Source organism: Fluviicola sp., assembly GCF_029266855.1.
In the GTDB taxonomy this organism is placed as follows: Bacteria; Bacteroidota; Bacteroidia; order Flavobacteriales_D; family Crocinitomicaceae; genus Fluviicola.
In genome coordinates this window covers 985943-1006457 of record NZ_JAQSWB010000001.1, presented here as the reverse complement: position 1 = coordinate 1006457, position 20515 = coordinate 985943, and the positions used below count along the sequence as shown (strand labels likewise).

General features: G+C 38.5%; 24 protein-coding genes. 23 read left to right on the top strand and 1 reads right to left on the bottom strand.

Annotated elements, in window-relative coordinates; all coding sequences use genetic code 11:
* Positions 1–79 precede the first annotated feature (79 nt).
* Both K0S23_RS04645 and K0S23_RS04640 read left to right on the top strand, forming a co-directional pair.
* Positions 80–994, top strand: coding sequence for an NAD(P)/FAD-dependent oxidoreductase (locus tag K0S23_RS04645; protein WP_300354952.1), 915 nt, complete (start codon positions 80–82; stop codon positions 992–994).
* A 382-nt stretch (positions 995–1376) separates the two neighbouring features.
* The gene (locus K0S23_RS04640) at positions 1377–1838 is read left to right on the top strand and encodes a hypothetical protein (RefSeq protein ID WP_300354949.1); all 462 of its coding nucleotides are present in this window, start codon (positions 1377–1379) and stop codon (positions 1836–1838) included.
* A gap of 353 nt (positions 1839–2191) precedes the next feature.
* Here the strand turns inward: K0S23_RS04640 and K0S23_RS04635 are convergent, their stop codons facing one another.
* Positions 2192–2551 (bottom strand): helix-turn-helix domain-containing protein, encoded by a 360-nt coding sequence (locus K0S23_RS04635; RefSeq protein ID WP_300354946.1) that lies wholly within the window; start codon positions 2549–2551, stop codon positions 2192–2194.
* 124 nt (positions 2552–2675) lie between these two features.
* Here K0S23_RS04635 and K0S23_RS04630 point away from each other — a divergent pair, with 124 nt between their 5' ends.
* The 21 genes from K0S23_RS04630 (at position 2676) to K0S23_RS04530 (ending at position 20230) form a co-directional block, all read left to right on the top strand.
* Positions 2676–3470 carry an SDR family oxidoreductase gene (locus K0S23_RS04630; RefSeq protein WP_300354944.1) on the top strand — a complete coding sequence of 265 codons (795 nt, stop codon included), beginning with the start codon at positions 2676–2678 and terminating at the stop codon, positions 3468–3470.
* A gap of 20 nt (positions 3471–3490) precedes the next feature.
* The gene (locus K0S23_RS04625; protein ID WP_300354941.1) at positions 3491–3814 is read left to right on the top strand and encodes a nuclear transport factor 2 family protein; all 324 of its coding nucleotides are present in this window, start codon (positions 3491–3493) and stop codon (positions 3812–3814) included.
* Between the two features lie 56 nt (positions 3815–3870).
* Positions 3871–4422, top strand: a complete 552-nt coding sequence (locus K0S23_RS04620) for a DNA-3-methyladenine glycosylase I (protein WP_300354938.1) — start codon at positions 3871–3873, stop codon at positions 4420–4422.
* A 2-nt stretch (positions 4423–4424) separates the two neighbouring features.
* Positions 4425–4781: a DUF1801 domain-containing protein gene (locus K0S23_RS04615; RefSeq protein ID WP_300354935.1), complete on the top strand. Its 357-nt coding sequence runs from the start codon at positions 4425–4427 to the stop codon at positions 4779–4781.
* 228 nt (positions 4782–5009) lie between these two features.
* The gene (locus K0S23_RS04610) at positions 5010–5924 is read left to right on the top strand and encodes an SDR family oxidoreductase (RefSeq protein ID WP_300354932.1); all 915 of its coding nucleotides are present in this window, start codon (positions 5010–5012) and stop codon (positions 5922–5924) included.
* A 34-nt stretch (positions 5925–5958) separates the two neighbouring features.
* Positions 5959–6165: a hypothetical protein gene (locus K0S23_RS04605; RefSeq protein WP_300354930.1), complete on the top strand. Its 207-nt coding sequence runs from the start codon at positions 5959–5961 to the stop codon at positions 6163–6165.
* A gap of 80 nt (positions 6166–6245) precedes the next feature.
* Positions 6246–7154, top strand: a complete 909-nt coding sequence (locus K0S23_RS04600) for an AraC family transcriptional regulator (RefSeq protein ID WP_300354927.1) — start codon at positions 6246–6248, stop codon at positions 7152–7154.
* 137 nt (positions 7155–7291) lie between these two features.
* Positions 7292–8095: an SDR family oxidoreductase gene (locus K0S23_RS04595; RefSeq protein ID WP_300354924.1), complete on the top strand. Its 804-nt coding sequence runs from the start codon at positions 7292–7294 to the stop codon at positions 8093–8095.
* A 32-nt stretch (positions 8096–8127) separates the two neighbouring features.
* The gene (locus K0S23_RS04590; protein ID WP_300354921.1) at positions 8128–9027 is read left to right on the top strand and encodes an AraC family transcriptional regulator; all 900 of its coding nucleotides are present in this window, start codon (positions 8128–8130) and stop codon (positions 9025–9027) included.
* Between the two features lie 103 nt (positions 9028–9130).
* A complete protein-coding gene (locus K0S23_RS04585) occupies positions 9131–9697 on the top strand; it encodes a Crp/Fnr family transcriptional regulator (RefSeq protein WP_300354918.1) in 567 nt (188 codons plus the stop codon).
* Between the two features lie 79 nt (positions 9698–9776).
* Positions 9777–10514 (top strand): SDR family oxidoreductase, encoded by a 738-nt coding sequence (locus K0S23_RS04580; protein WP_300354915.1) that lies wholly within the window; start codon positions 9777–9779, stop codon positions 10512–10514.
* A 230-nt stretch (positions 10515–10744) separates the two neighbouring features.
* Entirely contained in the window at positions 10745–11347 is a 603-nt protein-coding gene (locus tag K0S23_RS04575; protein WP_300354912.1) for a Crp/Fnr family transcriptional regulator, read from the top strand.
* Positions 11348–11455: 108 nt separating this feature from the next.
* Entirely contained in the window at positions 11456–11881 is a 426-nt protein-coding gene (locus tag K0S23_RS04570; protein ID WP_300354909.1) for a DUF6326 family protein, read from the top strand.
* A gap of 167 nt (positions 11882–12048) precedes the next feature.
* Positions 12049–12870 carry a helix-turn-helix domain-containing protein gene (locus K0S23_RS04565; RefSeq protein ID WP_300354906.1) on the top strand — a complete coding sequence of 274 codons (822 nt, stop codon included), beginning with the start codon at positions 12049–12051 and terminating at the stop codon, positions 12868–12870.
* A gap of 63 nt (positions 12871–12933) precedes the next feature.
* Entirely contained in the window at positions 12934–13419 is a 486-nt protein-coding gene (locus tag K0S23_RS04560) for a VOC family protein (RefSeq protein ID WP_300354903.1), read from the top strand.
* 166 nt (positions 13420–13585) lie between these two features.
* Positions 13586–15337 (top strand): FAD-binding protein, encoded by a 1752-nt coding sequence (locus tag K0S23_RS04555; protein ID WP_300354901.1) that lies wholly within the window; start codon positions 13586–13588, stop codon positions 15335–15337.
* Entirely contained in the window at positions 15330–16184 is an 855-nt protein-coding gene (locus K0S23_RS04550) for a class I SAM-dependent methyltransferase (protein ID WP_300354898.1), read from the top strand. Before K0S23_RS04555 ends, K0S23_RS04550 begins: the two co-directional genes overlap by 8 nt.
* Positions 16185–16188: 4 nt before the next feature.
* The gene (locus tag K0S23_RS04545) at positions 16189–17280 is read left to right on the top strand and encodes a hypothetical protein (RefSeq protein WP_300354895.1); all 1092 of its coding nucleotides are present in this window, start codon (positions 16189–16191) and stop codon (positions 17278–17280) included.
* Positions 17281–17379: 99 nt separating this feature from the next.
* Positions 17380–17730 carry a hypothetical protein gene (locus K0S23_RS04540; protein WP_300354891.1) on the top strand — a complete coding sequence of 117 codons (351 nt, stop codon included), beginning with the start codon at positions 17380–17382 and terminating at the stop codon, positions 17728–17730.
* 125 nt (positions 17731–17855) lie between these two features.
* Complete coding sequence (locus tag K0S23_RS04535) at positions 17856–18662, top strand: LytTR family DNA-binding domain-containing protein (protein ID WP_300354889.1); 807 nt, start codon at positions 17856–17858, stop codon at positions 18660–18662.
* Positions 18663–18844: 182 nt separating this feature from the next.
* Positions 18845–20230 carry a S41 family peptidase gene (locus tag K0S23_RS04530; RefSeq protein ID WP_300354886.1) on the top strand — a complete coding sequence of 462 codons (1386 nt, stop codon included), beginning with the start codon at positions 18845–18847 and terminating at the stop codon, positions 20228–20230.
* The last annotated feature ends 285 nt before the right edge of the window (positions 20231–20515 follow it).

Here is a 20515-nt window from a genome sequence, read left to right as displayed (position 1 = left end):
ACTAGTAAAACAAGGGGGACTTGCTTTATCAGTTTTAGCTTTACCTTTTCCATTAACAGCATTTTCAAATTTTAACGACATGACAGATAACAAAAATTTTGACGTAATCATAGTTGGCGGAAGCTATGCAGGACTTTCGGCAGCAATGGCTTTGGGACGAGCATTAAGAAATGTTTTAATCATTGACAGCGGTTTGCCTTGTAACCGACAAACACCTCATTCACATAACTTCATTACGCAAGACGGAGAAAAACCAAGCGTTATTGCGGAAAAAGCAAAAAAAGAAGTGTTGAAATACGACACGGTAAAATTCTTAACTGATCTTGCCGTTAGCGGAACGAAAACCGATAAAGGATTTGAGATTGTAACTCAATCAGGAAAATTATTTTCAGCTAAAAAACTCATTTTTGCGACAGGCTTGAAGGACAAAATGCTAAAAATTGATGGATTTTCTGAATGTTGGGGGATTACAGTAATTCATTGTCCTTATTGCCACGGATATGAAGTAAAGCATCAAAAGACAGGGATTTTGGCAAATGGATATGCTGCATTTCATTTGGCTCGACTCATTCGTAACTGGACAAAAGATTTAACTGTATTTACCAATGGAAAATCGGAATTGACACAAGAGCAAAGCGATGAAATCAAAAGACACAACATTTCAATAGTTGAAAAGGAAATTAGCTCATTGAAACACAAAAACGGAGTTGTCGAAGAAATAATTTTTTCAGACAATTCAACTTTTGAATTAGAAGCGATCTATTCAAGACCTCCTTTTGAACAGCACTGTAAAATCCCCGAATTATTGGGTTGTGAATTGACAGAACAGGGACTTATCAAAGTAGATGCATTTCAGAAAACAACGGTGGATAATATATTCGCTTGTGGAGATAGTACCAACCCTGTTCGTGCTGTATCATATGCTGTATCGACGGGGAATAATACAGGAGTATTCTTAAATAATGCAATGACAGAAGAAGATTTTTTAGAATAATATGCAGGTGAGTTATGAACTTCACATTTATCAATCGTTTCAAGTTGTAACACTCGTTCCAAATCCTCCATCAAAAAGTTTGACATTTCCCCGTTTTAGGTCACAAAGAAAGTCTAGCATTAATGCTAGACTTTTTTATTTCTAAAATTTATTCTTTCAAAATTCCACAGCTCAATCCGCCGCGGCGGAAGCACCACATTACGGCTGTGGAGGTTTCAGGTTTGAATCCTGACGAGGTCACAAAAGGAATCCCGATGTTTTAACATCGGGATTTTTTCATTTTCATCCTACCTGGTGTATCCTAGACTCATCCAAAAAACTTCTATATTCGTCTTTTATGCGTTAGATTCATTTAATCGTATTCTCATCTAATTAAAGTGTTATGCAGGATCAAAATGTTATTTCCAGAATGACTGATCATATTAATTTATATGATAGAGCGTTGACCATTATTAAAAGAAAAGGATATGAACTGTTTTTATATCCAAACAATAAAGATGATTCGAGTCTAGGAATATATTTTGCAAAAAAAGACAATCGGGACTTCAATGCGGAAGATCCTTTAAGACTTCTTGGAATGATTAATATATGGGAAGAACAAGGAGATGATTGGTGGGATAATCCGAACTATCCGTCAGAAAGAATCACTGATGAACTAATGAATGAGGTTTATCCGGATTCAGTTGAGGACTTTGATACTTTTGATAATGAAAAATATCAGGCACTTATACGAAAGTGTCAATCATTTTTTAGTTTAGGAATGTTCCCTGACATAGAAATAAAGTCGGATATTTCGAGAAAGGAATTATTTGAAATTATATCTAATCTTGGAAAGGATGAATAGCAATCACATAACAGTGGTTCATACAAAATGATTAATACGAGAATGTTTTTAGCACTTAATCTACAATTTTTCCAATTGCAACGCATGTTCTAAATCCTCCCATAAAAGTTTGACGTTTCCCCGCTCGAGGTCACAAAAAAAGTCTAGCATTAATGCTAGACTTTTTTATTTCTAAAATTTATTCTTTCAAAATTCCGCCGCTCAATCCGCCGCGGCGGAAGCACCACATTACGGCTGTGGAGGTTTCAGGTTTGAATCCTGACGAGTCACAAACGCTAAATGCCCACTATTGGTGGAGTAAATAGATTTTTATTCAATGCTCTCTTTACAAAATTCAAAAAATGACAACGGTGCTAATTTTCTAACCTTTTCAAAATCAGCTTTCGTAAGCGTTTCTCATTATCATCTCCCCATTGACCCAATGCAGAAATTATTGGGATCACAGTTTTTCCAAAATCCGTCAGGCTGTATTCCACTTTCGGTGGCACTACAGGATAAATAACTTTTGTAATCAATTCATGGTCTTCCAGTTCTTTCAACTGAATTGTCAATACTCTTCTTGAAGCATCAGGAATTTTTCGCTGTAACTCACTAGGACGTTTATGTCCTTCATTTATAAACCACAACAAACGGATTTTCCATTTACCATAAAGAACTTCACCAATAAGGTCAAGACCACAATTCAGGTTCAATGGAATTTTTCTTTCATGCATATAGCAAAATTACTGCAATGTTCCAAATTGTGCAATAGGGGATAATCTTATCCCTATGCAATTCGATTCTCCCTTATTGTCAGAAAGTTATATACATCCCAACTTTGTGCAAAAAAGTAAAACAATGGAACAAACATTTAATTTCAACAATGAGTTGTCGGACAAAATTGCCTTAGTAACCGGAGGCACAAAAGGAGCCGGAAGAGCAATTGCAGAAAGACTGCTACATGCTGGGGCAACGGTTATTATCACTGCAAGAAACGCACCGGAAAAAGAAAACAGCAAACTGCATTTCATTCCGTCCGACTTGAGTAAAGCAGAAGGAACACAAAAAGTAATCAGCGAAGTGCTGTCGGCTTACGGAAGGCTTGATATTTTGGTGAACAATCTTGGTTCTTCAAGAACACCTGCCGGTGGCTTTACTGTATTATCTGATGAAGATTGGGAATCAACCCTACAGGCTAATTTGCTTGCTCCGGTTCGACTTGACAGGGGATTTTTACCTCAAATGATAGATCGAAAAAACGGAGTTATTATTCATATAGCTTCTATCCAAGGAATACTACCACTGTATGACTCTACTTTGCCCTATGCAGCTGCAAAAGCAGGATTGAGAAACTATAGTAAAAGTTTATCAAATGAAGTTTCTCCTAAAGGTGTTCGGGTGCTAACTGTTTCTCCTGGATGGATCAGTACAGGAGCATCGAAAGCTTGGTTGGCTGAGATTGCAAGAAACGCCAATAGCACTGTAGAAGAAGCACAGCAAGGTGTAATGGAAGCATTGGGTGGAATACCATACGGCAGACCTGCCGAGCCGGAAGAAGTAGCTGAATTAGTTGGTTTTCTTGTTTCACCAAGAGCCAATTATTTAACAGGAACCGAATTTGTAATCGATGGTGGAACAGTACCCACAATTTAATAATCTAAAAAATGGAAACAATGAATTTACCAAAAGTAATAACCGATCTAGTAGAAGCGCAAAACAATTTTGACAGCGTTGCCTACGCCAATTGCTTTTCTGAAACAGGAGTGATGTTGGATGAAGGTAAAACCCATACGGGGAGAGTCGAAATCAAACATTGTATAGATGAATCAAACAAGAAATACAGATCCGTGATGAAACCTCTTGAATATATCGAAAACGGGAATTTAGGAGTACTGTCCGCAGAATGTTCGGGCACATTTCCCGGAAGTCCTCTTGTATTGAAATTTCATTTTGAGATCGTTGACGGACAAATTCAACACTTAAACGTAACAGATTAATATTAAACAGAGAGTGACTAATTTTAAGTCATTCTCTGTTTTTAAATACTTAAATGATGAGTTATTGTAACGCTATTGAAGCAATGCAGCAGGAAGAGAAGAAAGCATTGCATAAAAATTACCACGACAATTATTATGGTTTCCCTCTTCATGATGACAATGAATTATTCTGTCGTTTGGTTTTGGAAATCAATCAGGCAGGATTAAGCTGGGAAACTATTTTAAAAAAGGAAACGTCTTTTCGTAAAGCATATAGTAACTTCGATATTAGAAAAGTTGCTGCCTATACAGAAATGGACCGTGAGCGTCTTTTAGCCGATGCTGGAATTATACGTAACAAACTAAAGGTAAATGCAGCCATTGAAAATGCAAAAGTTATTCTCAACTTGCAAAAAGAATTCGGTTCATTTGAAAAATGGTTGGAGCATCATCACCCAAAAACAAAGGAAGAATGGGTGAAGTTATTTAAAAAGACATTTCGTTTCACAGGTGGTGAAATTGTTAACGAGTTTTTAATGAGTATAGGTTATTTGCATGGAGCGCATTCTGAAAATTGTCCGATTCATAAGCAAATACTCCAAAAGGAACCGATGTGGGCAAAAAAGTAAAAATGAAAGATGATGTTTTAACTGCATTGGACAGTTATTATGACAAGCAAGAATCAACAATAAAGGAATGTTTACTCGCTCTAAAATCAATCATACTTTCAGTTGATAAAAATGTCGTGCATACAAGAAAATATCAAATCCCATTTTTCTGTTACAAAGAATTCAATCTTGGTTTTTTATGGGTTAACAAAAAGAGGATTTTAGTTGGATTCGTTGAAGATAAAAAGATACTATCCCTACCATTAAAAGGACGCGGGAAACACAACGTAACAACTTTCGAAGTAAATCCGTTGGAAGACATTCCTGTTGACAAAATCAAACAAACTTTCAAACAACTGATTGAGAAATACGAGCACTAACCGAACAGAAACCTCGAAGCTGGATATTATAATTCGTATTTCATTTAATCTTTAAGTTTTTCAATAGTTTAAGTTGCAGAACCCACTCCAGATCCTCGGAATAATCCAACCGGCATTTCCTGACAAGTAATCGTTTTTTGACTAAATCAAAAGTCGTTTTGACTAAATGCATTTGTTAAAACCACAGCAACTTTGTAGCAACAAAAAACAGATGAAATGCAAAACGAAATGAAAAATTGGACAGTATCTGATATTCCTCATAGAAACGAAGGTTTGGCTGTAGTTACAGGTAGTACAGAAGGTGTTGGCTATCAGGATGCGCTGGCCTTATCAGCAGCAGGTTGGAATGTAATAATGATGGGGCGTAACGCTCAAAAAGGTGCAGAGTCAATTGCAAGGATACATCAGATTAACCCGAAGGCAAAGGTGAGTTTTGAAAAAATAGACCTCGCAGATCTGTCTTCAATCAAAGCCTTTGCGGAAAGAATGGCTTCAAAAGGACAAGCGATCGATCTTCTCATAAATAACGCCGGGGTAATGACACCGCCAAAACGACTAGTAACTACTGATGGCTTTGAATTACAGTTCGGTACAAACCATATTGGTCACTTTGCATTGACAGCCCAACTGCTTCCGTTATTGCGTCAATCCCCTGAAGCCCGGGTTGTAAGCGTTTCAAGTGTAGCGAACCGGGCAGGACAGATCAATTTTGATGACCTTCAGTCTGAATCTTCGTATACTCCGATGAAAGCATATGGACAGGCAAAACTGGCGAATTTGATGTTTGCTTTGGAACTTCAGCGACAAAGTGAAAAACACGGGTGGGGGATAAAGAGTATAGCTGCTCATCCGGGTGTTTCCCGAACAAACCTGTTGATAACCGGAGCAGGACGCTGGAGCTTTGCAGGGATAATGAGAACCTTTTTTCCGTTTTTATTCCAGCCACCCGCACAGGGAGCATTGCCGACCTTATATGCAGCCACTTCTCCGGACGCCGCGGGTGGATCGTATTACGGACCAAATAAAATGGGTGAAACCAGAGGATTTCCGTCCATCGCAAAAATACCGGCACAAGCAACGGATCTAACTGTTTCTTTAAAATTATGGGAAGTATCCCAACAGTTGGCAAAAGTTGAATTTTAGTAGTTGCAGTTTCGAGATCCAAAAACAAAGCAAAATGAACAAGCAAGTAAAACACACAGAAAAACTTCCGTTCGGTTTAATGATACTTTCCAATGCAGTACCACCAATTGGATTTTATCTCAGTTACAGATATAGAAGGGAGTTTCCAAAAAAGGCACGCACCGCTTTTATCAACGCCATGATGGGCATCCGCATTGGTTTGATCGGAGCTTATTTATTACAAACTTACATTTTCGTTTAGAACGAAATTCCTTTTCTTGTCTTACCACCGACTTTGATTTGATTAAGATATCCGTTTAAAAATTAAATTAGCTATACGAAATGGCAAATACAAAACCGCATAGAATAGAATCAATAACGGAAATACACCGTTTAATGGGGCTTCCAAAACCTCAGCATCCGCTCATTGGAATAGTTGATCTGTCAGGATTGAAAAATGAATCTGATATAGATGCCGTGCTATTTGACCTATATGTGGTGTCATTAAAAAGAGGTTGTGATAAACTTCTTTACGGGCAACAGAAATATGATTTTGATGAAGGTTTGATGGCGTTTATGTCGCCGGGACAAATTTTGCGCGGTGAAGAAAAAGGTGTGCCGTCAAAGCTTGAAGGTTGGATGTTGTTCATACACCCTGATTTCTTATGGGGAACTTCGTTAGCTCAAAAAATAAAGAAATACGAATATTTCGACTATTCTGTAAATGAAGCCTTGTTTCTTTCTGAAAAGGAGGAAACGATTATTAACGAAATAGCAAGAAACATTCAAAACGAGTATCATGCAAATATCGATAAGTTCAGTCAGGATATTATCATTTCGCATTTGGAAACTTTGTTGAACTATGCAGAACGTTTTTATCAACGACAATTCATTACACGTAAAGTAACCAATCATCAGATCCTTGACCGGCTGGAAAACCTGCTTTCGGAATATTTTAACAGTGATGACTTGGTGACAAAAGGGTTGCCGACAGTTCAAACTATTTCGGACCACTTAAACGTATCGCCAACATACCTGCGTAGCTTGCTTAAAACATTAACCGGAAAAAGCACCCAGCAGCATATCCACGACAAGCTTATAGAAAAAGCAAAAGAACTTTTGTCCACAACGGATTTATCGGTAAGCGAAATTGCATATGAATTGGGTTTTGAACATTTACAGTCGTTCAGCAAATTATTCAAAACCAAAACGAAACAAAGTCCGATGGAGTTTAGATCCTCATTTAACTGACGAAACCTATTTACTAAAACAAGCTTACTATTTCATTTTTAATTGATCCGCTTTTCTCACCCAATATTTGGCATTTTGGCTACAAATGGACGATTTATCTTTTTGACCTTTACATCCATATTTAAAAAGATAAAACAATGAATTATACATTAATAACAGGAGCAAGTAGTGGCATAGGTGAAGCCGTGGCCAAAGAATTTGCTTCAAAAAAACATAAGCTCATTTTAGTAGCAAGAAGTGAGGGGAAATTACAACAACTCTGTAAGGAACTTTCAAGTAGTTACGGTATCAGAACAGAATATATTGTAGCGGATCTTAGCAGGGTGGATGCTTCCAGAGAAATTTTTGATGAGTGCCAAAAAAGAAATCTACAAGTTGATGTACTAATTAATAATGCCGGAATCGGTTCAAGTGGAGAATTTCCGGACAATGATTTAAATACCGAGTTGGATATTATACAAATCAATTGTACTTCGTTAACGGCATTAACTCATTTGTTTTTACAGGAAATGAAAGCAAGAAAATCAGGCACGATCATTAATCTTGGTTCCCTGATAGCTTTTATTGCCAGTCCATATATGAGCGTTTACGCAGCGTCAAAGCATTTCGTGAAAATATTCACTTACTCCATTGCAGAAGAATGTAAGCCTTACAACGTTCATGTGATGTTTTTTAGTCCGGGGCTTACAACCTCTAATTTTATGAATACAAAAGCAACTAATAATGCCTGGGGTAAATCTCTTACAAGTAATGCAGCTACTCAAACACCGGGTCAGGTAGCAAGCGAACTATCGATGGCTTTTGATCAAAAAAAGGCATTTCGAATATCGGGAATAAAGAACAGAAGAATCGTTATGCTTACCCGAATACTGCCACTTCGTACCATTGCGCGGATATTTTCCAGGCAAAAACAGAAACAAATGGGCCTTATTAAATCTTAGAATTATTAAGTATATCTTTAAATATGAAATTGATGGTGCATCATATCGAAACAATCCAACAGCATCATAAGACTTTAGGCTACCCGGCATTAAAGCATCCTATGATGAGCATACACCGTTTTGAAGATTTACCTCCATTTCAGACCCGGGAAAAAGTAAGGTTTTCACTTGGTTTTTATACTATCAGTCTCAAAAAGGATTATGAATGCAAAAGCACTTATGGTCAAACAAGCTATGATTTTAATGAAGGAGTGATGGGTTTTACAGCACCCCGGCAAGTTTCTGCCATTGATGTGGATTTTACCAGTCCCAATGAAGGATGGTTATTGCTCATTCACCCGGATTTTTTCAAGAACACTTCATTTGCGGCTAAAATGAAGTCTTACACCTATTTTCATTATGCTGTAAACGAAGCCTTAATACTTTCCGACGAAGAAGAAAGTGAAATTGAGCATGTATTCAAAAGTATACAATCAGAGTATCACCGTCCAATAGACAGTTTCAGTAAAGATGTGCTCATTTCCAAGATAGACCTTTTACTTACATTGTGTAATCGATTTTATCACAGGCAGTTCATAACCAGAAAAACACCAAATAGTACCTTACTCTCAAAGTTTGAACTACTATTGGATGATTTTTTTAATTCTAAAGACAGTTTTGAAAGCTTTCCAACGGTGAGTTATTTTTCAGAAAAACTAAATATGAGCAGTAAATATCTTTCCGATGTTTTAGTAAGTCTGACAGGTCAAAGTACACTGAATCACATTCACAATAAACTCATTGATAAAGCGAAAGAAAAACTTTCAACAACAAATCTTACTGTGAATGAGATAGCTTATCAATTGGGCTTTGAGCATTCGCAGTCCTTTAGTAAACTATTCAAAAACAAAACAAACTTATCGCCCATGGAGTTTAGGCAATCGTTTAATTGAGGCATAGAATAAAGGCCCAAACTATGAGATTCTGAATTTCGATAGATGTTCACTTTTACCAAATGGTAAATTACAGGGTGAAGACAATCACTAATTTTGAAAAATGGAAGAATTGGTAGCATATATTTTGCAATTCGGCAACTTGAACAAGCATCAAATTGACCTTATTATCAGCAAAGTCAAAGAAATAGAACTTCGGAAGGAAGAGTATTTTTCAGAAGCAGGGAAAATTCCCCGACAAGTTGGTTTCGTTTTGGAAGGTGTTGTTCGTGGCTGTTATTACAACAACAGAGGAGAAGAAATTACACGTTGTTTTATAGCTGAAAATAATTTAGTGGTTGATTACGTAAACTTTGAATCAAATTCAGCTTCTGCCGAATACCTGCAAGCCAGTACAGATTGTAAACTGCTAGTGTTTTCGAAACAAGATTGGGAGGAACTTTCCCATACAATAGTGGGTTGGGATAACATCAAAAACAAAATGGTTCAAAAGTGCCTTTATCAAAAATCCAGAAAAAGTCCGGTAATTTCTCAAGACGCTACCACACGCTATTTGGAATTTTTGGAAAATTATCCAACGCTTACTAATCGGGTTGCTCTTTCTCATATTGCCTCATACTTAGGCGTTACGCAGCAATCATTAAGCAGAATAAGAAAAAACATCAAATGATTTGCTTTTTACCAAATGGTAAATGACTTCATTCTTTATAGTGAAATCTTTGCACTATAAATTTTTAAAACAAGCAAAAATGAAGACCGCATTTATCACAGGTGCCAACAAAGGTATTGGCTTTGAAACCGCAAAACAACTAGTGCAAAATGGATTTTACGTTTATCTCGGAAGCAGAAGTTGGGAGAATGGTACAAAAGCAGTTCAACAATTGAAAGCCGAAAATTTAACGACTGTTGAAGCCATTCAGATCGATGTAACAGATGATAATTCAGTAAAAAATGCACGAATTGAAGTGGGCAAAAAAACAGATAGCATAGACGTTTTGATTAACAATGCAGGTATCAATGGCGGAGCACCTTATACCGCACTTGAAGCAAGTAAAGAGCAATTCTTGTCTGCATTTAATACGAATGTATTTGGTGTGGCAAGTGTCACACAAGCATTTATTGATTTATTGCACAAATCGCCGGAACCAAGAATTGTGAATGTAAGCACAAGTGTAGGCTCTCTTACACTGCAAAGCGACCCTGATTGGATGGGTTATGACTTCGCAAAATATGCGGTGTATGGTTCATCAAAAGCAGCTTTAAATATGTTTACTGTACACCTGGCTTACGAACTCAGAGACACCCCATTCAAGGTAAATGCAGTTTGTCCCGGATATACAAAAACGGATTTTACAGGCTACAATGGTGGCGAAGTTGAAGAAGCAGGAAAACGCATTATAAAATACGCCTTGTTAGACAAGGATGGAGTAACAGGTAAATTTATCAGTGAGGAAACAAACCCGTTAACCGGAGATATTCCCTGGTAACGATTACCAATCCTGATGGTCACAAAAAGAAAAGAGCGATACGTGAGTGTCGCTCTTTTCTTTTGCCCTCTTCTCTCACACTCAAACTCACTCTGAATTTGTAGTGTATCACTCTTTTCTTTCAGTGTGAGTGTGAGGATTGAGAGTGAGGAGAATTGTAGTAAATCAACTATATTCGTCAACAAACAATTTGGTGGCAAGCGCAACAAAAGACAATAACAACTTAAAGAATGCAAGACATACTATTTGACTTTATATCAAAATACATTTCGCTGACTGAAGATGAAAAGAAAGCAATCGAGTCTTTGGACATATTTCGTTCTGTAAAGAAAGGGACAATTTTACTTGAAGAAGGGGAGAGATCGAAAGATAGCTACTTTGTTCTAAAAGGCTGTATTCGGGTATATTATGTTTTAGATGGTGAAGAAAAAACGACTGCTTTCTATACCGAAATGGAAGCATTTACTCCTCCTTGTGTAATAAGCAAAACACCCTCCGAATATTATGTAAGTTGCTTGGAAGACACCATACTTACAGTTTCAAATTCGGACATGGAAGCTGAAATAAACAGCAAGTTTCCAAAGTTCGAAACCATTTGCAGAATATTATCCGAAGAACTTTTAGCCAAACAACGGATAGACTTTGACAAGTTCAAAACTTCTTCACCCGAACAACGATACCTCAATTTATTGCAAAAAAGACCCGACCTTATTCAGCGTGTTCCCCAGCACCAATTAGCGAGCTATTTAGGTATCAAGCCTCAGTCATTAAGCAGATTAAGAGCACGAATTCTTGGGAAAGAAGGAGCATCGCTCCTGAAGACCAAGCGTTAGCACAGGGAGGAGCTAAAACATATTTCTTAACTTAAGTGAACGGTTTTTTGTGTTTAACCAATCTACTTTTGCTGTATCGTTTAACGTAAAAAGTAAAGTTGATAATTTATGGATACACAAAAAACACAACAAAAAGGGTTGGAAGAAATCAAGATCAATTTGAAATTAAAGCTTGCAGCGCTGTGGACAAGTTTTATGTTTCTATACATCTATATAGATCATTTTCATTTGTTCATGCCTGGCGTACTGGAAGATATGTTAGCAGACAAGGTATTTGTATTTGATATTACGCAAGGATTTCTTTTGGCAGCACTAGCCTCAATGACAATTCCGGTATTGATGATTTTCCTTTCCGTTGCCCTGTCGGCTAAAGTAAATCGCTTTACAAACATAATCGTGGCTGCGCTATATATTCCTTATACATTGTTTAATCTGGCAGGAGAAGTCTGGATACACATGGTATTTGGGGCTGTTGCAGAAGTCGCTCTTCTTGGCCTGATTATCCGTTATGCGTGGAAATGGCCCCGCATCTAATTTTGAAAATGCATGTACAGATTTGTGTGGGTAGACAGTAAATTTCTCCTTACAAATAACTTCTCCCATTTTTCTTTCCGATTTAAATTATATCTGTCAATTGCGCGATCAAATACAGTTTATTACTTTTAAATCCCGCTTTGGGTGTAGTAAATATTATCTAACAAATGACTTATCACACATTCCAACCAAATAGAGACTTAGACTCATTGATTAAGTGCTATTGGACCTTGGAGGTTCAGGCTGAATTCAATTCCGAAAAACAACGGATTATTCCGGATGGTTGTATGGAGTTGATATTTATTTTGGGCGATGATATCAGGCGGTATACTTCTGAAAACGAATTTATTATACAGCCACGGGCAATCGTGGTAGGACAGATTACAGAACCCTTCACGATCCAGCCTGTCGGGTATGTGCACTGTTTTGCAACACGTTTTTATCCGTATGGGGTTACGAACTTTATAAAAACACCGCTCAAAGATTTGGAAAACAAGGAAACTCCGATCGCGGAGATTTTCGGGCAAACAACTGCCAATGAGTTGGAGCAACAAATCATTCACGCTGCCGGTACACAACAAAGGATTGAGATAATTGAAACATTTCTGCTAAACATACTCAACGAAAAAGCTACGATTGACAACATCGTAAAAACTACTGTTGATGCACTTCTTGCAACGAGCGGAAGTTCGCCGATCAAATCAATTTTAAAAGAAGATTTATCGAAGCGCAGACAGCTTGAACGGAAATTTTTGAAACAAATCGGCATGAGCCCAAAACAATTGGGTAAAGTTGTCCGCTTGCAAACCGCCTTAAAACTGTTGCTCAACCAACAGACCGAAACATTTACCGAAATTGCTTACGAGAGCGAGTATTATGACCAAAATCATTTCATAAAGGACTTCAAGGAATTTACGGGCATCAGGCCAAAAGACTTTTTGTCGGACGAGCAAATGATTTTATCTTCTCTTTTTTACGCTAAGGATTAGCGTGTCGCATTTTTACTATTTCGAGCCCTTCGATCATTCTAACTTCGCATCAAAAATCAGATGATGAAAAGAACAATACTGAGCGCGGTAATCCTGCTCGCAATAGGTTTCTCGGCTTGTACCGAAACAGAAAACAAAGAAGGAAAAGCAGAAAATAGTCAAATTCAAAAAGAAAATAAGATGAATAATTTAGTTTCAATTGTAGAAATTCCCGTAGCAGATTTTTCAAGAGCTGTAAACTTTTACAAGGCAATTCTGGGGCTTGCTATTGAAGAGATGGAAATGGACGGGAATCAAATGGGGGTTTTACCGAACGAAGAAGGAACGGTAAACGTAGTTTTGGTGAAAGGCAAAGATTACAAACCGACAACAGACGGAGCGGTACTTTACCTGAATGCGGGGAAAGACCTGCAGCCAATGCTCGACAAAATCGAAAAGAATGGCGGACAGGTAATCTTACCGAAAACCGAAATCAGCCCGGAAATGGGATTCTTTGCATTGTTCATTGACACCGAAGGAAACAAATTGGGACTTCACTCCGCACAATAAAACAATTCACCGCGTCAGAGAAAAGATAACGTTTCGATGTTTTGAACTGCCAATGCTTTTTGCATTGGCTTTTTTGCGATCATTGATTTTGAAGGAATCGTTTCATAGTGTGTTTTCATGTGTGGTTATGCTGGAGAGTGAGAATTTCTTGTACATTAGCGTCCGAATGGATTATCAAAAACAACTGCCCATTTCTTACCTGCTCTTTACCAAAAGAGGAAGAATAAACCGACGTACGTATTGGCTGGTTTCCATTTTTATATGGACGATCTTTTATGTTTTGTATCATATTTTGGAAAAAAGTGTTTCTGTATCAGCCACATGGGTTCTGTATCCTTTATTATACTGGGCACTATTTTGTACCGCCAATAAACGCTTACACGATTCCGGAATGTCGGGGTACTGGCTTTGGTTGATTCTTATCCCGGTTTTCGGACCTCTTTTCCTGTTTATTGTTTTAGGTTTCAGAAGGGGAACACGAAAAGAAAATAAGTTTGGAACAAGTCCGAATCTGGCTTCGGACTATTATAAAAACCCGGATGCAGAACCAATCAAACATTTGAAAACAGGTGAAAAGATTGTGAATGATGTTTCGCGCTTAAATCCGGTTTTGGTTTCTAAGGTATTTATTCCCGGTTCAGCAGAAGATGTACAGGAAATCGTCAGGGAAGCTGAATCTCATATCTCTGTTGGAGGAGGGCGTTTTAGTATGGGTGGTCAAACGGCCAGCTCTTACGGAATTCACATCGATATGCGGGGAATGAATCGGGTGATTGCTTTTTCATCTGAAGAGAAACTGATCAAGGTTGAGGCCGGAATCCGTTGGTGCGACATCCAGAAATACATTGATTCACATAATTTAAGCGTGAAAGTGATGCAATCCTACGCCAATTTTACGGTTGGCGGTTCGGTGAGTGTCAATTGCCATGGAAGGTATATCGGGTATGGATCGGTAGTGATGTCAGTTCGTTCCCTGGATATTGTAACTGCAGATGGCAATTTAAAAACTGTTTCCCGAATTGAACATCCGGAATTATTCGAAGCTGTAGTTGGTTGTTATGGTGCGGTGGCAGTAATTGTAGCAGTTGAGCTTGAATTGGCGGAAAACGAATTGCTAGAACGCAAATGGAAGCTCATGCGGACAAATCAATACCTGGATTTTTTCCGAAGAGAAGTTCGCGATAACAAAAGCGTTGTTTTACATAATGGAGACTTGTATCCGCCAGATTTTTCGCGAATTCTTGGGGTGTCCTGGGTAATAACAAAAAAGAAAGTCACTCAGAAAACCCGCCTGATCACTCTCCGGGCTCAATATCCGGTTGAACGCTTTTTTATCAGTTCGTTCAGTAAGAACAATTTTGCCAAGTGGCGAAGACAGTTTATCGTTGATCCGATTTTATATAGCCGTAAGAAAATTCACTGGAGAAATTACGAGGCCGGTTATGATGTTGCTGAGCTGGAGCCGGCTTCGCGTGAATATAGTTCTTATCTTCTCCAGGAGTATTTTGTGCCGGTAGATCAGTTTGAAAGCTTCTCTTCAAAAATGGCTGAGATCTTTCGCCGATATAAGGTCAATGTAATCAATGTTTCGATCCGCCATGCGGTTCAGAATCGTGATTCATTGCTAAGCTGGAGTGAAGAAGAAGTATTCGCTTTCGTGATCTGGTACAAACAAAGTACCAATGAAAAAGCTAAGAATACGGTTGGAATATGGACAAGGGAACTGACAGATGCGGCATTGGATTGTGGCGGGACATATTATTTACCTTATCAACTCCATGCAACAGCCCTTCAATTTCACAAAGCCTTTCCGCATGCCAAGAAATTATTCCGCTTAAAACAACAGATCGACCCGAGTAATAAATTCAGGAATTCTCTCTGGGAGAAATACTATAACCCAAACGCCAATTATGAATAAACCGCAATCTGAGTTCAAAACCATTTTTGAAAAGACGGAATCGAGCGATCGGTTTTACAAGTTTCTGCAAGGGATTTTCCACTTGTATCCGGAAGATAAATTCCATCACCTGATTGCTGATAAGTCAAGCCAACTGACTACCGATCAGGCGATTTACGAAGCTGTTCAGAAGGACCTGAAAAGCATCACACCTTTTCTTTCGGCGCTTACTTATGCTTTGCCGGCATTGAAAAAGCAGAAAAAAGAAATGTCGAACCAGGTGCTTCAAATTCTGAAAGGAAAAAAAGAGATTAACGGTTACCTGGAAATTGGATCAACCGGAAGGTATATCAGTGAATTGAAAAAGCACATCCGGATCACCGGTCCGGTTTATCTGACAAATGACATTGCCCCGAATAACGGAATTGCGGATATCATGGAGCGCGGCAAGATCGCTAAGATCGGAACCTTTTTTCATTTGGATTATCAACCGCTTTCTCCGCAAATTGCAGATAATAGTTTAGATGTAGTAACCTGTCACATTGGATTGCATCATTGCCCGGTAGAATTACTTCCTGCTTTTGTAGAATCAATCAAACGCGTGCTCAAACCCGGAGGTTTGTTCATTATGCGCGATCACGATGTGAATTCAGAAGGAATGCGTGTTTTCGCATCATTGGTTCATACGGTTTTCAATCTTGGATTGCATGAAACCTGGTCGAAAAACCAGGAAGAATACCGTTCTTTCCGTTCGGTGGAAGAGTGGGTGAAGCTGCTGGAAGAATCAGGATTTACTGATCTTAACTTCCGTATTTTGCAATTGAATGATCCTTCTTTGAATACCTTGCTGGCATTTGCTAAAAATTGACGCTATGAGACGCCTGTTTTTGTTTACACTCATTTCTTCCTCACTGGCTTTGCTGACATTTTACATGCAAAAGCCGAATACCTATGTTGAGGACGAAGGTGTGCTGATCCCCAAAGAGTGGACAGCGAAAAATGAGCACCCGCAAACACCATCCAAATACAGGCGAAGAGTTGACCAGGCAATGTTGAGCATTCCGGAATGGTATCTCGTTTTCAGTCCGAAAGAACAGGGGAATTATTTTGAACATACAACAGCAAGTTCATTTCCGTACATGCGTCAAAACGCACAGATTTGGGACATTCACAAGATCGTGAAAACATATACGGATACAAATCAGACCAACTATAAATACAACGGGGAGTACCAGTTGATGATTTATATTATCAATTCCAGTTGTTCGGCAGAATACGTTACCAAGGCATGGTACGAACGCGTAGTAGGAAGATTAACAGATACCAAAACAGTTGAAACGGATGAAGACCGCTTTACTGCCCAATACACCAAAGATTACGTAGCATTTATCAATGATAACTTTTGGTACGAATTTGATTTTAAAGATCGCTTGAAAAAGCTGTGGACGGAAACTTCTTTTTTCGACAGTCATTTTCTTCGCAAAATGGAACGGAAATATTTCCTCACTTCGGAACTGATGGTGAAATGGGGATATGGTAAATTGATCAAAATGGGGGCAGAGACCATGCACGGTCCCGACGATACCTATACCATGGTTTTGGTGGACAAATTACCGGGAAGGTTGAAGAAGAAATACGATGTGCTTGAAAACTATCCTGATAAAAGTGCACTCCTGCGTTTGAACCGCTATGCCCGGTTTAATCCTGAGATTGTTCAATTGGCAGAAGATAAATTGACCTTCAGGGAAATAGCCGGTAACAATGCGGCAATTTTTGTTTCCCTCAAAGTTCCTTCGAACAAATTCTTTTCGCTTAGTTATACCGAAAACATTTTCTCACAGCCTATTCCTTCCGAACCGAAGAAGAAACGAATCGTACTCGCAGTTCTTGTGAAAGACTTAAATCGGATGCTGATGAAAGCCAGGGAAGAGAATTACGAAGTAGAGCACATTTTTGATTATTGAAATGAACCTTTACCTTTTCAACAACAGACTGTTTCTACTTCTTCTTTCATACATTATGATTTCGTACCTTTGAAGTATAAACGCATTAACCGATTCAATATGTTTAAAACAGCTTTATTGATAACATTCCTGTTTGCTTCTCAGATGCTACTTGCACAAAAAGAGCCTAAACGGCAAACAATCACCATTAAAACACCTAATACATGTGATCATTGCAAAGTGTGTGAAACATGTGGCGGGAAACTGGAAGGCGATTTGGTCTTCGTGAAAGGAATTCAATTGGTAACTTACAACGAAGCGGATCAAACAACAACCGTTGTTTACTGGACGAAAAAAATCACCCCGGATAAAATCCGTAAAGAAATTTCGTTGCGCGGTTTTGATGCCGATGAGGTGAAAGCTGATCCGGAGGGTTACAAGCAACGCGATGCGTGCTGCAAAGGAGGATAAGCATAATCTGTTCTAAATTTCTCACTAAGTACCTGGGAATTTTCCCGAAAGTCCGGTACAGCTGTTGAAGCAGTACTGAGATAAAAATGTAAATTTGCCTGCCTGGACAATTAGCATTTATAAAATTGAATTATTTAAAAAGTCAAATCCACTTTCTGGCATCGACACCAAGAAGATTACTGGTTGGTCTTATTTTATGTGTGTATTTGTGCTTCATTATTATTGTGCTTCAACCCTTTGATACGAGCCAATTCGATGCGGAGTACAAAAAACTGCTGCTTTCCGGGTATGGTATCCTTGCCGGGATTGTATTTATTATCCAAGGCCGCATCGAAAGTATCGGTTATTTCAAATCCGGACGAATCTGGTCTGTGCGTAATGAGATCATTTCTACATTGCTCTTTTGTTTTTTTTCAGGCACGATACTCTATATGTATAACAGAACGATTGTAAATAATTTCAAAAGTTATACTCTATGGACCTATTTACGTTTTTTAAGTGTTACGGTCCTTTGCATGATCCCTGTTTTTATTCCCCCGATGATCTATTTAAGACAGAAATTCGGTGAACGAATCATTCCGCCGGCAAAGAATTCGTTTGTATTGATCGGAGAAAACAAGAACGAGGTTCTGACAATGGATAAAGACGACTTATTGTTTGTCAAAGCAGTAGAAAACTATGTGGAGGTGTGCTTGATGGATAAAAATAAAAAAATCATTTCCGTTACGTTCAGGCAAACGCTGTCGAATGTGTGTGAACAGCTACCTTTTTTAGAGCAATGTCACCGTTCTTATCTTGTCAACATCAACGCGGTAAAAGAAATTATTGGTAATTCGCAGGGTGCAAAAATCGCCTTTGTTGTCGGTGAAAAGGAAATTCCATTATCGAAGACCTTTTATAAGCAGATAAAAGCAAAGCTTTTGGAATTATAAATGATGAATTATCAAGTTTGGGATGTACTTGATAATTGAGAACTCAGTCATTTATAATTTGACGTTAGTTATTTCGTCAAAAAAGCTAATCGTTTCATCACTTTTTGAGCACTGGCAAGCAATTTCATATTTTCTTTGAGCCCGTATTTAAATCCCGTTAACACATGCAAAACAACACAACAATGAAATTCTTCGTTTTGAATTTCGTACTGCTTTTTCTTTTTAATACCTCTTTAGCCCAAAACAATCCCTCACATTTTAAAAGTGATATAGATTTTGGCGGCGGCACGGTAATCTCTACTTTTTTAGACGTACATACGGCCAAAAACCAATTCACCATCACTTCCCCCAAAAATGCCGATGTCCGCATGATGGGAGGATTCAAAGCAAGACTGGGAAGACTGGCGGGGAAATTGCCTAAAAAAGGGACCATCATACGCATCAAAGGCACACCAAAATCCGACAGTTTATTTGGCGAGGCAAGTATTCCTGTGTTCGGGAAACTATCTTTTAAGGGAACGACGGATCCGCTGAAAGGAACCCTAAGCGGGGTCTTTCTAAAAGCCGACGGAACATCCGTTGGAACAGTACAAGGTGTGAGTTCCGCAGAAGACAAGTTCAACTATAGCACACTTTATCCGCAACTGTTAAAAACAATCCGGGACAATATTTATTCAAAGAATGTCCTGCAGACGAAAGAATGGAAGAAATTCGAAAAGGAATTTGAAAGCCTGGGCAAGAGAGCTCATGACGATATTGAACTGTTCTTCGGCTTTAATGTACTAACTCCAAAACTTCCGTTCACCCATTTGACCTTACTGATTGGAGAAGATCAGGCGGAAGAAGAAGCAATAAGTCCTGACGATGAGAAACAGGTAAGCACCAATAAGTCAGTTATTTTTGAAGAAAAAAATGATTCTACAGCCTATTTGCAGATTAAGAACTTTAGTAGTTCGGCAGAGGAACTGGCTGCAGTCTTACCCGGAATCGTTGCAAATAAGGCATACAAAAACCTGATCATAGATCTACGGAACAATGGAGGCGGTGGTATTGATGCCGCTTTCGCACTGGCAAAACACATTGTTACGGAAGATTTGGAAGTGGGGTATTTCCCAACCAATAAATTACCCTACATAGGTTATCAGTCCGAATTATTCCGCACACTAAACGAACTTCAGCCAAAGAGCACCGAAGAATTCGGGAATGAATTAAAAAGAACACCCGGGGTTAAGCTTATTTTCAGGAAACCTGTGAACCCGGTTTTCACTGGAAAACTCTACGTTTTGACAAATGGTGGAACGGGAAGTACCTGCGAACCGATCGTTTATGCACTGAAAAACAATAAAAAAGCGACCATTATCGGCGAAAGAACAGCAGGTGCTATGCTTGCGGCATCTCCGTTTTTCGTGGAAAGAAAGTATATGCTGTTAATACCTATTGCAGATTTTTATACGAACGACGGTGTTCGTTTGGACAAAGTGGGAGTGTCTCCGGATATCGAAGTGAAATCAGAAGATGCTGATGAGAAAGCGCTTGAAATCATTAATAATGAGGTGTCGGTTAAATAATTTAGCTGCCACGCTCACTCTTTTGTAAGCGTATTAACTAAAAGGTTTACAAACTCAAACAGAGAAGCCCTGACATTCATCGTCAGGGTTTCTCCAGTTTATGAATCGCTTGTTCAGAGTTTTTGTAAGCATGTTAACTAAAAGGTTTACAAACTCAAAACAAAAATCCTGTCCAGGAGCTTTACTTACTGTCTAAATTTCCTTTATAGCAACTCCTGCAGACGCAGTGTCAACTTAAATAATTAGTTGTCCGACTCACTTTTTTGTAAGCATGTTAACTAAAAG

Coding starts and splice junctions, on each gene's coding strand:
- K0S23_RS04645 (WP_300354952.1), top strand. CDS start 80: ATGACAGATAACAAAAATTTTGACGTAATCATAGTTGGCGGAAGCTAT.
- K0S23_RS04640 (WP_300354949.1), top strand. CDS start 1,377: ATGCAGGATCAAAATGTTATTTCCAGAATGACTGATCATATTAATTTA.
- K0S23_RS04635 (WP_300354946.1), bottom strand. CDS start 2,551: ATGCATGAAAGAAAAATTCCATTGAACCTGAATTGTGGTCTTGACCTT.
- K0S23_RS04630 (WP_300354944.1), top strand. CDS start 2,676: ATGGAACAAACATTTAATTTCAACAATGAGTTGTCGGACAAAATTGCC.
- K0S23_RS04625 (WP_300354941.1), top strand. CDS start 3,491: ATGAATTTACCAAAAGTAATAACCGATCTAGTAGAAGCGCAAAACAAT.
- K0S23_RS04620 (WP_300354938.1), top strand. CDS start 3,871: ATGAGTTATTGTAACGCTATTGAAGCAATGCAGCAGGAAGAGAAGAAA.
- K0S23_RS04615 (WP_300354935.1), top strand. CDS start 4,425: ATGAAAGATGATGTTTTAACTGCATTGGACAGTTATTATGACAAGCAA.
- K0S23_RS04610 (WP_300354932.1), top strand. CDS start 5,010: ATGAAAAATTGGACAGTATCTGATATTCCTCATAGAAACGAAGGTTTG.
- K0S23_RS04605 (WP_300354930.1), top strand. CDS start 5,959: ATGAACAAGCAAGTAAAACACACAGAAAAACTTCCGTTCGGTTTAATG.
- K0S23_RS04600 (WP_300354927.1), top strand. CDS start 6,246: ATGGCAAATACAAAACCGCATAGAATAGAATCAATAACGGAAATACAC.
- K0S23_RS04595 (WP_300354924.1), top strand. CDS start 7,292: ATGAATTATACATTAATAACAGGAGCAAGTAGTGGCATAGGTGAAGCC.
- K0S23_RS04590 (WP_300354921.1), top strand. CDS start 8,128: ATGGTGCATCATATCGAAACAATCCAACAGCATCATAAGACTTTAGGC.
- K0S23_RS04585 (WP_300354918.1), top strand. CDS start 9,131: ATGGAAGAATTGGTAGCATATATTTTGCAATTCGGCAACTTGAACAAG.
- K0S23_RS04580 (WP_300354915.1), top strand. CDS start 9,777: ATGAAGACCGCATTTATCACAGGTGCCAACAAAGGTATTGGCTTTGAA.
- K0S23_RS04575 (WP_300354912.1), top strand. CDS start 10,745: ATGCAAGACATACTATTTGACTTTATATCAAAATACATTTCGCTGACT.
- K0S23_RS04570 (WP_300354909.1), top strand. CDS start 11,456: ATGGATACACAAAAAACACAACAAAAAGGGTTGGAAGAAATCAAGATC.
- K0S23_RS04565 (WP_300354906.1), top strand. CDS start 12,049: ATGACTTATCACACATTCCAACCAAATAGAGACTTAGACTCATTGATT.
- K0S23_RS04560 (WP_300354903.1), top strand. CDS start 12,934: ATGAAAAGAACAATACTGAGCGCGGTAATCCTGCTCGCAATAGGTTTC.
- K0S23_RS04555 (WP_300354901.1), top strand. CDS start 13,586: ATGGATTATCAAAAACAACTGCCCATTTCTTACCTGCTCTTTACCAAA.
- K0S23_RS04550 (WP_300354898.1), top strand. CDS start 15,330: ATGAATAAACCGCAATCTGAGTTCAAAACCATTTTTGAAAAGACGGAA.
- K0S23_RS04545 (WP_300354895.1), top strand. CDS start 16,189: ATGAGACGCCTGTTTTTGTTTACACTCATTTCTTCCTCACTGGCTTTG.
- K0S23_RS04540 (WP_300354891.1), top strand. CDS start 17,380: ATGTTTAAAACAGCTTTATTGATAACATTCCTGTTTGCTTCTCAGATG.
- K0S23_RS04530 (WP_300354886.1), top strand. CDS start 18,845: ATGAAATTCTTCGTTTTGAATTTCGTACTGCTTTTTCTTTTTAATACC.